The sequence below is a fragment of the Nocardia arthritidis genome (genome assembly GCF_011801145.1).
Classification (GTDB): Bacteria; Actinomycetota; Actinomycetes; order Mycobacteriales; family Mycobacteriaceae; genus Nocardia; species Nocardia arthritidis_A.
On record NZ_CP046172.1, the window covers coordinates 7,311,554 to 7,325,378 of the forward strand.

The following is a 13,825-nucleotide window of genomic DNA, read 5'->3' on the forward strand; positions in this document are numbered from 1 at the left end:
AGCATTCGATGAATGCGATAGCCTCGATCGACCTGGACCGCTGGCGCGCGGGCGGATCCGGCGCCAGCGCCGAGGCGGACGCCGTCGACGCCGGGCTGCGGCAGGCCGGATTCCTGCTGGTGTACGGGCACGGCATCGCACCGGAACTGCCCGCCGCCGTCCGCGCCGCCACCCGCCGATTCTTCGCGCTGCCGGACGCGGTGAAGCAGCGCTACGCGGTCACCGTCGGCGGGCGCGGCTGGATCGGCCCGGGCAAGGAGGCCAACGGCTACGCCGAGGGCACCGCGACGCCGCCGGATCTGAAGGAGACCTTCGCCGTGGGCGCCGATACCGCCACCGGCGACCGCGGTGTCGACGAGCTGTGGTTCCTGCCCAACGTCTGGCCCGCCGAGGTGCCCGAACTGCGCGACCTGCTCACCGCGTACACGGCGGCCGTTCGTGCGCTGTCGGATGAGCTGCTCGCGCTGTGTGCGGCCGCACTTCGCCTGCCCGACAACCCTTTTCGTGACCTGGCCGCCCGGCCGACCTGGACCTGCAACGTGAACCACTATCCGCCGCTCACGGCGGTCGGCGCGCCCGAGCCCGGCCAGTTCCGCATCGGCCCGCACACCGATTTCGGTACCGTCACCGTGCTGGATCGCGAGCCGGGCGCGGGCGGGTTGCAGATCTACACAGAGTCCGGCGGCTGGGCCGACGCGCCGTACGATCCGGCCGCGCTCACCGTGAACATCGGTGACCTGCTTGCCTATTGGAGCGGCCACCGCTGGCTGTCCGGACGGCACCGGGTGCTGCCGCCGCAGGCGCACGCACCCGACGAGGATCTGGTGTCGCTGATCTACTTCTACGAATTGGATCACGACGCGGTCGTCACCCCGCTGGATCCGCCGCTCGGCCGGGTGCGCGGGCTGCCGCCGGTGATATCCGCGCAGTTCCTGCGCACCAGACTGGACGCGATCACCATCGGCTGATCACCGGAAGTAGGGATACTCCTGCCGCCAGTGGAATCCGCGTGCGCGCAGCGGAAAGCTGTTCGGATCAATCCGCCGCAGGCTCATCGTCACCCGGTGGCCCCGCAGCTCGCCGTCGAGCCGCAGGAGATCGGGCATCGGGCGCTCGAAAGTGAAGTGCGCCAATGGCGTAGGCGCCGCACCCGGCTGCTGCGGGAACATCACCATATCTATGCGGTTGGCATCGACGGCGGCCAGCACCGGAACGCCGCTCGAATCCATCCGCTGGATCGTCGCGTTCTGCTTATCGAAAATGACTCGCTGCCAACGGTTCTCATCCGTCGTCAGGGGCGGCGCCGGGGTGCCGTCGACGACGAATTCGGTGACGTCCCAGATTCCGTACAGCGCGGGCTCCGGCGCGCCGGGACCGCTGTCCCACCGTTGCAAGCCCAGCAGGATGCCGGAGGTGAGCAGCCAAATCCCCAGCGCCGCCTGCAGCAGTACCGCGATCCGGTTGCCGCGCGCGCTCGACAGCGGCGGGCGGGCGGGAGCCGGACCTGGCGTCCGATTCAACACCAGTACGTCGAACAGCCTGCGCGCGTGCGGCGCGAGCAGAATCAGGCAGAGCAGCACCAGGTGTCCGGAGATGATCTTCGCCGACACATCGTATGTCATATCGATGACGAAAACCTGGGTGCTGCACACCAATCCGAGCATGGCGCCGACCAGCGCGGTCCTCGGCAGGAAAAGCAGCAGACCGGCCGTCAATTCGGCGGTGCCCAAGAGGATTTCGTACGGCTGCGAGACCCCGATCTGATTCCACAGCACGGCCATCGGGCTGAACTGACCGTACGGCTGGACCAATCGGGCCAGCGGCGGTGGCGGCATCTGCGTCGGAATCACCTTGGCCAGCCCATACGCCAGGAACTGACCGGCCAGACAGAGGCGCAGAAACAGCAGCAGCCACGTATGCGCGCGGATATACGCGCCGCGCCGCCGGTCCAGCGCCGTCCATCCGATCGTGCCCACCAGTGCGACGCTCAGTATGAGCAACAGCAGCACCCAGAAGTAGGTCTGGTCGCCGCTGATCGAATCCTCGTGCGCGACAACGTCTATGCCGAACACCTGCGAACCGATCCAGGAAATGACCGGTTTCAGCAGCAGGGCCTGTGTGTACGACGCCGAGGTCGGGAACAGCTTGCCGAGCCTGCCGAGGAATTCGAAGACCAGGTCGGGATAGATCAGACAGAAAAGCCCGAAATACAGGAAGGTGAACCGGAACGCGATGCGCGTCAGCGGATTCCAGTGCGCGGTCGGTACATCCGCTTACGGTGGCCGATCCGTTCCTTCGGTGGATGCCATATCGGCCACGCTCATCGACGCCCTCGCTCTCGACCCCGTTCCGTTTCGGGGACAGTACTCGATTCAGGGCGTCCGGACCCTGTCCCACATGCCCTTTGGGCACCCCGCACCGGCCGCGCTCCGGTGCGAGGTGCGCATAAGGCATGCGGGACAGGACTACTCCTCCGCGTTGTGGATCCAGTGGAAACCTGGGCCTTTCAGCGGGAGGGAATTCAGGTCGAACTGCCGGAGGGCAATCGTGACCGGATGGCCGTTCAGGTCACCGTGCAGTGTCAGTCGGTCCGGCGCCGGACGGTCGAAGGTCAGGTCCGCGAGCTTGTGCGGCTGAACGTTCGAGGTTCGGGGTAGGTTCGATAGCGCCACGGTGTGCGCCTCGGTATCGACGGCGGCGCGCAACGGTACGAACGAATCATCCATGCGCTGGAACGCGGCGAAGTTCTCGATATCGAAAACCAGTCGCCGCCAACGACTCTCGTCCGTTACCAGCGGCGGGACGTCATGACCGTCGATGCTGAAATCGGTGACGTTCCAGATGCCGTACAGCGCCGGTTTCGGCGTCCGGAGGCCACCTTCGTACAGGTTCTTCCACTCGGCCTGCGCGAAACCGGCCGCGATCCAGATACCGAGTGCGACCTGCACCACCGCGGCTATCCGGTTCGCTCGCCGCCCCGAGAACAGTCGCGGTTGCGTCGCGGGCTCGGACGGACGTTCCAGCACAAGGATATTCGCCAATCGCCGGGCCTGCGGGGCCAACAGCACGAGCGAGAGCAGCAGCATGTGAAAGGACAGGATCTTGACCGGAACGTCGAAGGTCATGTTCAGGATCCACACCTGCGCCATGCTCACCATGCCGAGCAGCGCACCCGCGGTCGCGGTACGGGGCAGGAAGAGCAACAGTCCGGCGGTCACTTCGGCCGCGCCCAACAGACTTTGATACACCGGCACGGAACCGACCTGATTCCACAGCACGCCCGTCAGGTGCTGCTCACCATACGGCGACAGCAACGTGGTCAACGGCGGATACGGCATCTGGATCGGGATCAGTTTGGCGAAACCGTACAGGAGCAGCTGGCCGCCGAGGCACAACCGCAGGAAGGTCAGAAACCAGCCGTGCAAACGGGCGTACTCGGTGCGCCGCCGATCCAGCAGCGTCCACACCGCCGTGACGATAACGGCGGCGACCAGGATGTCGAAGACGAACACCCAAATGGCGGCTTGATCACCACTGCCGTTGAAGCGCAGCACGACGTCGGCCCCGAAAACCGTGCGGCCGACCCATTCGGTGACCGGTTCGAGGGTTTTCATCTGCCAGATGGTCAGATCCATCGGCAGCCACTGCGTCGCGATTCCGGCGAACGCGAAGAGAATCTGCGCGAAAAGCACGCAGAACAGGCCGAAATAGGCGAAGGTGAACCGGAACGCGATCCGGGTCAAGGGATTCCAGGTCGGGCGCGAGACCGCCTCCGGCGAAGCCTCCGTCGCATCGATATCTTCCGTGACCGTACTCACGACCGACACCTCATCATCCGCGAGACCCGCAACGTTCGGGCGAAATAGTCGAAGCACACGAAATCAGCTTCCACCGATCCGACGAGCCGCGAATCGGCCGGAGGATTGACGTCGCCTACCCATGAGGTCGTACGTGCTGGCACCACCGTGGTGCCTACGTACTAGCTCGAGTTCCCACATTTTGGGGGGTGCGCCGCGCGGCACCACCCCGGCTGCGCGGCGCCAACAGCCGCCGCTGCGGTAGCGGCGACATCATCGACTGTTGTTGCGAGACATCGCAGTAGCACAATGCCCCGATTCATCTGCGGAGGAAACTAGAACGCGTTACAGTCACGGCAGGGCTAACGTGCCAGAAGGAGATGTAATGGCCGACGATTCCGACCCGTCACAGCGGCGGCAACTCACCACGAGCGACCGCGATCTCGACGTCCTCGCCGACGATCTGGCCCGCTGGCTCGACTCGCGGGTCTCGGCCGACCATCCGCCGAAGATCTCGGCGCTGTCCCGGCCGCAGTCCGGCGGGATGTCGAGTTCGTCGGTGCTGTTCGACGCCGAATGGAGCGTGGACGGGCGGCTCGAGAGCGGCTCGTTCGTCGCCAGGATGGCGCCGGAGGCGGATGACTTCCCGGTCTTCGAAACCTACGATCTGGCAAGACAATACAAGGTGATGGCCGGGGTCGCCGAGGCCTGCGACGTGCCGATGCCGGAACTGTGCTGGCTGGAGACCGACGAAAACCCGCTCGGCACACCGTTTCTGGTGATGCGACGGGTGGACGGCCGAGTGCCCGCCGACAATCCGCCCTACGTCTTCTTCGGCTGGCTGTTCGACGCGACACCCGAGGAACGGGCCCGGCTCACCGCCGAGACCGTCGCGGTGCTCGCGAAGATCCACGCGATACCCGATCCGGCGGCCCGCTTCCCGATGCTCGCGGGCCCCGGCCAGGCGCTGCGCAAACATGTCGAGGCGCAGCGCGCCTGGTACCGGTGGGCGCTGGCCGCCGACGGCTATCGAATCCCGTTGATAGAGCGGACATTCGACTGGCTGGACGCGCACTGGCCCGCCGATCCGGGGCCGGACGTGCTGAGCTGGGGCGATTCCCGGCCCGGCAATATCATCTACCGTGAATTCGAGCCCGCCGCGATCCTGGACTGGGAGATGGCCGCGCTCGGCCCGCGCGAACTCGATATCGCCTGGCTCATCTTCATTCACCGCTTCTTCCAGGACATCGCGACCCGCTTCGACCAGCCGGGCCTGCCCGACTTCCTGCGCCGCGCCGATGTCGTCGCGAAATACGAAGAGCTGACCGGATATACGGTGCGCGACCTGGACTGGTACCTGGTCTACGCGGCGCTGCGGCACGCCATCGTGATGGCCAGGGTCAAGCGCAGGATGATCCATTTCGGCGAGGACACCGACGTACCCGACCGCGACGACTATGTGATGCACCGGGCGAGCCTGGAGGCACTGCTCGACGGAACCTACGAATGGGACTGAATATGCCTGCGCCACTTGACGAATACCCGATCCACCAGACCCCGCTGACCATGGCCCGGGTGGCCTCCAGCGACCGGAACTTCTACGACCGCAGCTATTTCAACGCACACGACCGCGACGGCGGCACTTTCCTCATCACCGGGCTCGGGGTGTATCCGAATCTCGGCGTCACCGATGCGTACGCGACCGTTCGGCGCGGCGACGTCCAGCGTTCGGTGCGGTTCTCCGACGCGCTCGGCGACCGCTCGCTCGAACAGCGGGTGGGCGGGTACCGGATCGAGGTCATCGAGGCGCTGCAACGGATTCGGGTGATCTGCGAACACGAGGATCTGTCCTTCGACCTCACCTGGACCGGGGCCTTCCCCGCCGTTCAGGAGCAGCCGCATCTCATCCTGGCGGGCAACCGGCCCATCATCGATGCCAGCCGCTTCGCCCAAGTCGGTTCCTGGGCGGGAACTTTGACCGTGGATGGTGCGGATTTCACCGTCGACCCCGCGGTGTGGACCGGAACCCGGGACCGATCGTGGGGCATCCGCCCGGTCGGCGAGGGCGAACCGGCGGGCCGCGCGGCGAGCGAGGGGTCCGGCGGCTTCTGGTGGCTCTATACCCCGCTGCGCTTCGAGGAATTCGCGATCATCGTCATCGTGCAGGAGGAGCCGGACGGCAGGCGCACGCTCAACGACGCGACCAGGATCTGGCCCGACGGCCGCACCGAACAGCTCGGCTGGCCCCGCGTGCACATCAAATATCGTTCCGGCACAAGGATTCCCACCGGCGCGCGGCTGGAACTCAGCACCCCCGACGGCAAACCGCTCGAGGTGGAGATCACCGCGGGCACCGGCGTCCCGCTGCACATCGGCTGCGGCTACGGCGGCGATCCGGACTGGCTGCACGGCCAATGGAAGGGCCGCGACTGGACCTCCAGCACCCGCTACGACCTCACCGACCCGGCCATCGCCGCCCGAATCCCCTACGGCGTCATCGATCACGTCGCCAGCGCCCGGTGCGGCTCGGCCGAGGGCTGGGGCCTCTTCGAACACGCCAGCCTCGGCCGCCACGACCCCACCGGCTTCGCCGACTGGGGTTCGGTCGCACCCTGATTCCGGTGGCCCGGCGCGGATCTCGCCGGGCCACCCCGGACCTCTTGGTTATGGTCAATACGACCAATAACTGATAGGCTGCGCCGAACACGAAGCGACCAAGGGGGAGGTTCATATGCTGGTCGAGTTGGCGGTCGGCGACGCGTACGGTGCCGGTTTCGAGTACGCCGACCCGGAATTCGTTGCGCGGCATAACAATCTGACGCATTACGTACAACACCCGACCCACCTGACCGTGCTGCCCGGTTCATATACCGACGACACCCAGATGACTCTCGCAGTCGCGGAACTGCTCGCTTCGGGCGAGCCATGGACCGAGGAGCGGCTGGCGGACCACTTCGTACGGGTCTACCACCGCGATCGGCGCGACGGATACGCCAGCGGCTTCCAACGCTTCCTCGACACGGTGCACAGCGGCGCGGAGTTCCTGCGGCGGATCCGGCCGGACAGCGACAAAAGCGGCGCCGCAATGCGATCCGCGCCGATCGGGCTGCTGCCGACCGTAGCCGACGTCCTGCATCACGCGCGCGTCCAAGCCCGGATCACGCACGACACACCCGACGGAATAGCCGCGGCCCAGGCGGCCGCGCTGGCCGTGCACTACTGCCATCGGCAGCTCGGTCCGGTCGCCGGGGTCGCGGACTGGGTGGGCGCGCAGCTCGGCGAGCGCTGGACGCAACCGTGGCGCGGTAAGGTCGGGTCGAAGGGGTGGATGAGTGTCCGGGCCGCGCTCACGGCCCTCACCAAAGGCGGTGATCTGAGCGAAATCCTGCGCACCAGTGTTGCTTTCACCGGCGATGTGGACACGGTTGCGACCATCGCGCTCGGCGCCGCGGCGCGCTCGCCCGAGATCGCCCAGAATCTACCGGAGGGGTTGGTCGCCGGTTTGGAGAACGGGACGTACGGCCGGGATTACCTGCGTGAGTTGGAAACCCGGTTGCTCGCGGCACTCGGTTGAGCCCCGGCACGGGATCGTCGGCCCGGTGCTCTAGGTTCGGGGTATGTCCAAGCTCCGGCGGCGGGTGGCCGAGGCCGCGGAAGCGGCGCTGGCTCAACGGAAGTATGTTTGCGCGATCGATGTGTTCACCGGGATCCGGTGGCTGCACTCCAGCGATGTCGACCGATGGCGGCAGGGGCGGGTGGATTCGCTGGAGCGGGTGGCCGCGGTGGACGGGCGCAAACTGCGCGACGCCGCCGACCTACTCGGCGACTGGGCGCGCGAACAAGGACTGACGCCGAGCGAAACGGCCTACCTGTCCGGCGGGCGCGATCGGCTGGCACTCAAATTCCTTGATGATCAGGACGATTCGGTATTCCGGATCCACTGGCTGTCACCCGAGCTGAGCCCGGCCCGGCGCAAGCAGTTGATCGAGCGGCAGAACAAGGCGCCCGATCTGGTCGTCATCGCCGCGGTCGAGCCGTGGACCTGCACCGAATGCTCCGAAACCGGCGCGTACCTGATCACCTCGACCGCCGGGCCGCTCTGCCTGACCTGCGCCGACCTGGACCACCTCGAATTCCTGCCCGCCGGCGACGCGGCGCTGAGCCGCCGGGCCAAGAAGGAAAGCACCCTCGCGGCGATCGTCGTCCAATTCAACCGGCGGCGGCGCAGGCACGAGCGGCTCGGCATCCTCGTCGAGGAACAGGCGCTGGCCAGGGCCGAGGAACTGTGCCTCGCCGATGAGGAGGCGCGGCTGCGCCGCCGGGAACGCGACCGGGTGCGCCGCGCCGAACAGGATGTCGAATTCGCCGGGCAGATGGCGGCCGAGATCCGGCGGCTGTTCCCGCGCTGTCCCGCCGACCGCGCCACCCGGATCGCCGAACACGCGGCGCTGCGCGGCAGTGGGCGGGTCGGCCGCAGCGCCGCCGCCAAAGTACTTGCGGCAGAGGCGGTTACCCTCGCGGTTATCGCCTCGGTGCGCCATCTCGACACCGAATACGACCGGCTGCTGATGCAGGGCGTACCGCGGATGGAGGCGCGCGCCGCCATCCGCGCCGACCTCGATCGCGTACTCGACTCGTGGCGCGCCTGATCGGTACCGCGTCGACAAACGATCGAATCCGCTTACGCCGGTGTGAATTCGAGATAGGCGAGCGGCATGTCGAGCTGTTCGCTCGCCCGTTCCAGACCGCGCTCCACCATCCGCATCGGCGCACTCCAATTCGCCGCGATCACCGCGTCGGCCGCCGCGGCCTCGGCTTCGGACAGCAGGCGGCCGAGGGCTGCGACGGCCGCACCTTTCGGCTTGCCGCGAAAGTCGCACGGCACCAACACCACCCGCGGATCGGCGCGCAGGCGACGGACCTTCGCCGAACCCAGCTCGGTCCGCATGTAGATCTTTCCGTCGGCGATACCGAAATTCATCGGCGATGGCATCGCCGCACCCGACCGCCGGAAGGTGATCAACAGGCACTGCCGCGTCGATCCGAACCCGGCGAAATCCCGGCCGGTGGGCGGATAATCCGCGACATCGAAAGCCCGGCGATCCCGGATCAGATCGGTCAAACGGTATGTCGCCCTGGCGATTCGCACGCTCCGGCGTTCCTGTTGCGCCATCAACCCCTCCCGATCCGGCGGACAGCCTACGACGACCGTAACGACGCTCGACCGGCCCGCGCATCCGCCCGGGGTAGGAATCATCACCGGTTACAGCTCGAGCTCGACATCGCTGACGGGTAGGCGACGCGGGAATGTGTATGGCCGAATCTCGTTCACCCGCGAGCCGCCTCGGCTTTGATCCGCTCGAACTGCTCCCCCATCCGCTCGGCCAGCGCCTGTGCGGCCGACAGCGGACGGACCATGACCATGAAGTCGTCGATCCTGCCGTCCGCGTCGAAGTGCAGGAAGTCGCAGCCGGTCAACTGCTTGCCATCGACCGTCGCCTCGAATACGAAGGCGTGGTCGCGCCCGTCGGCGATCTCCCGTACGTAGCGGAAGTCCTCGAACACGTCGATGACGGCACGCAGTATGGCCGCGGTGATCGCCTTGCCCGGGTACGGCTTGAACGCGACGGGACTGGTGAACACCACCTCATCGGCCAGCAACGCTTCGATCGCGGCATGGTCGCGGGCCTCGACGGCCGCTCGGAAGGGATGCATATCCGGCCTTTCATACCCAATTTGTCGACTGCTGTTCGATCAACATATCCGCACACCAACGTGTTACCCGCCCAGGGAATTGCTGGGAGCGGGTGGTGGCGTTTCGTGATTACAGTCCAGATCGTGGTGCATAGCAAGGAAAAGCCGACGTCGTTTCGAGCGTCGTCCCGCATCCATGTGTTCATGGTTGTCGCGGGTGTGGTGGCGGTCATCGCGCTCGTTCTGCTCCAGGTGAGCATGCCCGGTCCGCCGGTACCGGTGTCCGGCATCGCCGTGGGTGTGTTCGTGGCGCTGGTCGGCTCGTCCTATCTGCTCGACCGTTCGCCCGATGTGCTGGTCGATGACAACGCCGTGACGGTTCGGCCGTTCGGTCGAATTCCCTGGGAAGCGATATCGCGGGTGCATCTGGTCAGGGTGGGGGTACCCGCCGACCGGACGCGGTATCTGGCGATCGAGTTGGCCGGACGCACGCCGAAGCTCGACGAAAGGCGTTGGCCCCGAATGATTTATGGCCCGATCAACAGATTGACGACGGGTCATCGCATCTGCGTGTCGGAACGCTTGGTGCGTCCGGTGTCGCTGGACGACATCGTGTCCGAACTGCAGCGCCGACGCCCGGATCTGGTCGTCATCAGATCCGAACGGGGCTGGCTTCGCTGGATCCTGTGGTTCCTCTAGCTCGTCGATCATCCGCGCGCCGTCTGGCGTGTCGGTCGGCCGCACCCGCGCGGCGTCCCCGGTGTGACCTGGGTCTCGGGTAGCCTGCCCTGGATCGAAGCCGGGCCGTCGGCGGTCCGGTCGGCACAGCGAAAGGCGGGCACTTTTGAGCGGATTCACGTTTTCGCGCGGCGCGGCCGGTGCCGTGCTGGCGGCGGCATGTCTGGGAGCTCCGATCGCATCGGCGCCGCAGGCCGCGGCGGCGACCGCACCGCGGATCACCGTCGCCATGGCCGGTTCGGCGCTCGGCGCGGCCGGTACCGCGTCGGTCGGCTGCGCGCAGACCGTTGTCGCGACATTGCAGCGGCCCGACGGTTCCCCCGTCAACAACGGCAAGATCGACTTCTTCAGCCACCTCGCCGGGATCAGCGGCAATTTCGTCGGCACCGCGCCGGTGTCGGGCGGCACCGCGCATATGGTGTGGGCGCCCGATATCGCGGGCAGCCACGTCATCAGCGCCATCTACTACGACGGTGACCCGGATATGCAGCAGGCCGTCGGGTCCGTCGTCGTCAACGCGCTGAACCTCGGCGGTATTTGCCTGTAGCGCAACGTTATCCGGCGGGCCGGGTCGCGTTTTCCAGCGACCCGGCCCGCCGACGCTCAATCGCCGGGATCGAGCCGGACGCAGCGCGCCGTCGCCACCGTGACACCGTCGACGACACGTTTGGCGGTCAGCAGCGGACCACCGCCCGCCAGTAGCGCGGCCGCTTCCGCGACACTTCCGGTGCCGACGGCCGAACCTACCCGCTCGGACGGATTGGGCACCGGGACAGCTGCCATTTCCGCCGCGCTGTATCGCAGCACCGGAACACCGAAATACGCTGCCGCGTCGCATATTCCGGGCTCCTCCGCCCGCCGGTCGATCGTCGCGATGACAGCGACCACGCCATCACCCGCTACCTCTCGAATCGCACCGATGATGCGATCTGCCGAGACTCCCGCACGCAGCCCCAGCCCTACCGCGAGCTCGATTCGCCTTGGCGGCAAGGAGTCCGGGTCAGACACCGCCCCGACCCGGGGAGACCGGCCCGATCCGCGTTCAACGCCCGTCATCTCACGATCGAATCGTCTCGGGCCATCGATCCGCGGATCGTCGAGTTCACGACGGGCTCGCTCGATGGTCGGCACTGTGCGATGGTGAGACGGAACGATTGTCGGTGAGGTCCGGACCGTTCGGCGGCCGAACCGGCGAGGATCGGATCAGGCATCAGCGCGGGCGGCGTCGTAGGTGGCAGCCGCGGCGACGAAACGCATTGTCGCCTCCGGATTTCCGGCTGGGTGTGTGTGCAGGTAAGAGGCGTGCACCCGATGCACGAGCGCGCCCTCGCGGATGCGTTCGGAGCCCGAATGCCAGCCCCAAGCCTGGGCATCCGCGCCGGAGTCGATCAGCCGCGTGCGATGGAATTCGTGGCCACGCACCCGTTCACCAGCCCGCCACAGCGGAGAATCGGCCAGAGCGACGGCCTCTCGGTAACCGAGGGTGAGCCTGGGACCGAATTCTGCTGCGGCATCGACGATTCCGGCCATCGGATGGCTGTCCAGGGTGCGGGTCAGATAGAGCAGCCCCGCACACTCGGCATGGACGGGCATACCGCGCCGGGCCTGCTCCGCCACCTGGGTGAGCAGGCGCGTGTTCGCGGAGAGCTCGGCCGCGTGTTCCTCGGGGAATCCACCGGGCAGCACCAAACCCGCCGTATCACTGGGCAATTCATCGTGCAGCGGATCGAAGACAACAACCCGCGCGCCCGCCGCGACCAGCAGTTCGCGATGCTCCGCATAGCCGAAGGTGAAGGCGCGCCCGCCTGCCATCGCAATAGTCGGCGCGAAATCCGCTGCGGGTCCCGCCCCGGTCAGCGCCCGATCACCGTGGCCGGATTCGCCGCTACCGCGCCGCATAGCGGTCAGGTCGGCAACGCCGGATCCACGCGCACCGCACCATACTGCGACCGGATCGGTCGGACCATGGCCGCCACCACGCCGTTCAGCGTTCAGGTCGGTCGTGTCGAATTCCGCACCATCGCGCCGAATTACAGCCGAGCCGGATCCGGCCGAATAGCCATGCCGCGTGCCCGTGCGATCTCCGAGGGCGTGCAGCTCAGACTCCGGATCCCAGCTCTGCCCTTCGGCGGCAGATTCGGCCAAGGTCGCGACTGTGGCCAGATCCACATGCGCCGCAACGAGTTCCGTCATCGCATCGACCGCGGCGGTCGCGGCGGTACCGTGTTCCACGGCCGGGATGAGTCCGAGATGCCTTGACGGAACCTCCAATTCGCTCATTCGCGGCAGCGAGCCGAGCACCGGCAGTCCGACGCGGTCGCAGGCGGCACGCAACACCTGTTCGTGTCGCTCGCTGCCTACCCGGTTCAGGATCACCCCGCCGAGCCGGACGGAACTGTCGAAGGTCACGAACCCGTGCAGCAGCGCCGCCAGGCTCTGGCTGTGCCCGCGCGCGTCGACCACCAACACGACGGGCGCGCCGAGCAGCCCGGCGACCTGCGCCGTCGACCCCTCGGCCACCGGACCAGCGACATTTTCGTCGATGCGCCCGTCGAACAGACCCATCACGCCCTCGACGACGGCGATATCGCAGCCGTGCGCCCCGTGCCGGTACAGCGGAACCACCCGTTCGGCGCCGACCAGCACCGGATCGAGATTGCGTCCGGGACGCCCGGCCGCGAGACCGTGGTAGCCGGGATCGATGTAGTCCGGCCCCACCTTGAACGGCGCGACCCGGTGCCCGGCCCGCCGCAGCGCCCCGATCAACCCGGTCGCCACCGTGGTCTTCCCGCTGCCGGACGCGGGCGCGGCGATCACGACCGCCGGAACCGTCACGGCCGCAACCCCGTTGGCGTATCGCCACCCGGTGAGCGGGTCACCACTCGGTGCCCTGTCGGCGCGCACACGACCGTCCGCTTTCCGCCGCCGGAACCCGACCGCATGCGCGGGTCACCACTCGATACCCCGCTGCCCCTTGCGCCCGGCATCCATCGGGTGTTTGACCTTGGTCATCTCGGTGACCAGATCGGCCACATCCAAAAGTGCCTGTGGCGCATCGCGTCCCGTGATGACGACGTGCTGGTTACCCGGCCGGTCGCGCAGTGTCTCGACGACCTCGGCCACCTCGACCCAGCCCCATTTCAACGGGTAGGTGAACTCGTCGAGCACATAGAAGCGGTGCTGTTCGGCGGCGAGCCTGCGGGAGATCTCGCGCCATCCGGCGAGTGCGGCGGCGGCATGGTCCTCGTCGGTGCCCTGCTTACGCGTCCACGACCAACCCTCGCCCATCTTGTGCCACTCCACCGGGCCGCCCGCGCCGGTTTCCGCGTGCAGCCGCCCGAGGGTGCGAAATGCCGCCTCCTCCCCCACCTTCCATTTCGCGCTCTTCACGAATTGGAAGACCGCGACATCGAAGCCCTGGTTCCAGGCGCGCAGCGCCATCCCGAACGCGGCCGTCGACTTGCCCTTGCCCGGCCCGGTATGCACGGCGAGCACCGGCTGATTGCGCCGCTGCCGCGTGGTCAACCCGTCGTCCGGGACCGTCTCCGGCACTCCTTTAGGCATCGAAACTCCTTGTCCCCGCGCACCATTGCGCT

General features: G+C 67.2%; 14 protein-coding genes. 7 read left to right on the forward strand and 7 right to left on the reverse strand.

Annotation, left to right across the window (positions count from 1 at the left end; all coding sequences use genetic code 11):
- Nucleotides 1–8: 8 nt before the first annotated feature.
- On the forward strand, nt 9–968 hold the full coding sequence (locus F5544_RS32800; RefSeq protein ID WP_167476766.1) for an isopenicillin N synthase family dioxygenase: 960 nt from the start codon (nt 9–11) through the stop codon (nt 966–968).
- On the opposite strand, the gene F5544_RS32805 is transcribed toward F5544_RS32800, so the two are convergent.
- Nucleotides 969–2,072, reverse strand: coding sequence for a DoxX family protein (locus F5544_RS32805; protein WP_238846779.1), 1,104 nt, complete (start codon nt 2,070–2,072; stop codon nt 969–971).
- Nucleotides 2,073–2,465: 393 nt separating this feature from the next.
- Complete coding sequence (locus F5544_RS32810; RefSeq protein ID WP_238846780.1) at nt 2,466–3,818, reverse strand: DoxX family protein; 1,353 nt, start codon at nt 3,816–3,818, stop codon at nt 2,466–2,468.
- Nucleotides 3,819–4,182: 364 nt separating this feature from the next.
- On the opposite strand from F5544_RS32810, the gene F5544_RS32815 reads away from it, so the two are divergent.
- From F5544_RS32815 to F5544_RS32830, 4 genes are all read left to right on the forward strand, one after another.
- Entirely contained in the window at nt 4,183–5,313 is a 1,131-nt protein-coding gene (locus F5544_RS32815) for a phosphotransferase family protein (protein ID WP_167476767.1), read from the forward strand.
- Between the two features lie 2 nt (nt 5,314–5,315).
- Nucleotides 5,316–6,413, forward strand: coding sequence for a hypothetical protein (locus F5544_RS32820; RefSeq protein WP_167476768.1), 1,098 nt, complete (start codon nt 5,316–5,318; stop codon nt 6,411–6,413).
- Nucleotides 6,414–6,528: 115 nt separating this feature from the next.
- On the forward strand, nt 6,529–7,371 hold the full coding sequence (locus F5544_RS32825; protein ID WP_167476769.1) for an ADP-ribosylglycohydrolase family protein: 843 nt from the start codon (nt 6,529–6,531) through the stop codon (nt 7,369–7,371).
- A 43-nt stretch (nt 7,372–7,414) separates the two neighbouring features.
- The gene (locus tag F5544_RS32830; protein WP_167476770.1) at nt 7,415–8,446 is read left to right on the forward strand and encodes a DUF2293 domain-containing protein; all 1,032 of its coding nucleotides are present in this window, start codon (nt 7,415–7,417) and stop codon (nt 8,444–8,446) included.
- Nucleotides 8,447–8,478: 32 nt separating this feature from the next.
- Here the strand turns inward: F5544_RS32830 and F5544_RS32835 are convergent, their stop codons facing one another.
- Together F5544_RS32835 and F5544_RS32840 are read right to left on the reverse strand one after the other, a co-directional pair.
- Nucleotides 8,479–8,970: a PPOX class F420-dependent oxidoreductase gene (locus F5544_RS32835; RefSeq protein WP_167476771.1), complete on the reverse strand. Its 492-nt coding sequence runs from the start codon at nt 8,968–8,970 to the stop codon at nt 8,479–8,481.
- Between the two features lie 155 nt (nt 8,971–9,125).
- Entirely contained in the window at nt 9,126–9,512 is a 387-nt protein-coding gene (locus F5544_RS32840) for a nuclear transport factor 2 family protein (protein ID WP_167476772.1), read from the reverse strand.
- On the opposite strand from F5544_RS32840, the gene F5544_RS32845 reads away from it, so the two are divergent.
- Together F5544_RS32845 and F5544_RS32850 are read left to right on the forward strand one after the other, a co-directional pair.
- Nucleotides 9,474–10,190, forward strand: a complete 717-nt coding sequence (locus F5544_RS32845) for a hypothetical protein (RefSeq protein ID WP_167476773.1) — start codon at nt 9,474–9,476, stop codon at nt 10,188–10,190. The genes F5544_RS32840 and F5544_RS32845 overlap by 39 nt on opposite strands.
- 145 nt (nt 10,191–10,335) lie before the next feature.
- Nucleotides 10,336–10,776 carry a hypothetical protein gene (locus F5544_RS32850; RefSeq protein ID WP_167476774.1) on the forward strand — a complete coding sequence of 147 codons (441 nt, stop codon included), beginning with the start codon at nt 10,336–10,338 and terminating at the stop codon, nt 10,774–10,776.
- Between the two features lie 56 nt (nt 10,777–10,832).
- Here F5544_RS32850 and F5544_RS32855 read toward each other — a convergent pair whose 3' ends face one another.
- From F5544_RS32855 to cobO, 3 genes are all read right to left on the reverse strand, one after another.
- Complete coding sequence (locus F5544_RS32855) at nt 10,833–11,285, reverse strand: cobalamin biosynthesis protein (protein WP_167476775.1); 453 nt, start codon at nt 11,283–11,285, stop codon at nt 10,833–10,835.
- 147 nt (nt 11,286–11,432) lie between these two features.
- Nucleotides 11,433–13,064, reverse strand: coding sequence for a cobyrinate a,c-diamide synthase (locus F5544_RS32860; protein WP_167476776.1), 1,632 nt, complete (start codon nt 13,062–13,064; stop codon nt 11,433–11,435).
- A gap of 114 nt (nt 13,065–13,178) precedes the next feature.
- Entirely contained in the window at nt 13,179–13,793 is a 615-nt protein-coding gene (gene cobO, locus F5544_RS32865) for a cob(I)yrinic acid a,c-diamide adenosyltransferase (RefSeq protein ID WP_167476777.1), read from the reverse strand.
- Nucleotides 13,794–13,825 lie beyond the last annotated feature (32 nt).

Excerpts from the sequence above, each read along its gene's own strand:
- F5544_RS32800 (WP_167476766.1), top strand. The coding sequence starts at position 9 with ATGAATGCGATAGCCTCGATCGACCTGGACCGCTGGCGCGCGGGCGGA.
- F5544_RS32815 (WP_167476767.1), top strand. The coding sequence starts at position 4,183 with ATGGCCGACGATTCCGACCCGTCACAGCGGCGGCAACTCACCACGAGC.
- F5544_RS32820 (WP_167476768.1), top strand. The coding sequence starts at position 5,316 with ATGCCTGCGCCACTTGACGAATACCCGATCCACCAGACCCCGCTGACC.
- F5544_RS32825 (WP_167476769.1), top strand. The coding sequence starts at position 6,529 with ATGCTGGTCGAGTTGGCGGTCGGCGACGCGTACGGTGCCGGTTTCGAG.
- F5544_RS32830 (WP_167476770.1), top strand. The coding sequence starts at position 7,415 with ATGTCCAAGCTCCGGCGGCGGGTGGCCGAGGCCGCGGAAGCGGCGCTG.
- F5544_RS32835 (WP_167476771.1), bottom strand. The coding sequence starts at position 8,970 with ATGGCGCAACAGGAACGCCGGAGCGTGCGAATCGCCAGGGCGACATAC.
- F5544_RS32845 (WP_167476773.1), top strand. The coding sequence starts at position 9,474 with ATGGTCGCGGGCCTCGACGGCCGCTCGGAAGGGATGCATATCCGGCCT.
- F5544_RS32840 (WP_167476772.1), bottom strand. The coding sequence starts at position 9,512 with ATGCATCCCTTCCGAGCGGCCGTCGAGGCCCGCGACCATGCCGCGATC.
- F5544_RS32855 (WP_167476775.1), bottom strand. The coding sequence starts at position 11,285 with ATGACGGGCGTTGAACGCGGATCGGGCCGGTCTCCCCGGGTCGGGGCG.
- cobO (WP_167476777.1), bottom strand. The coding sequence starts at position 13,793 with ATGCCTAAAGGAGTGCCGGAGACGGTCCCGGACGACGGGTTGACCACG.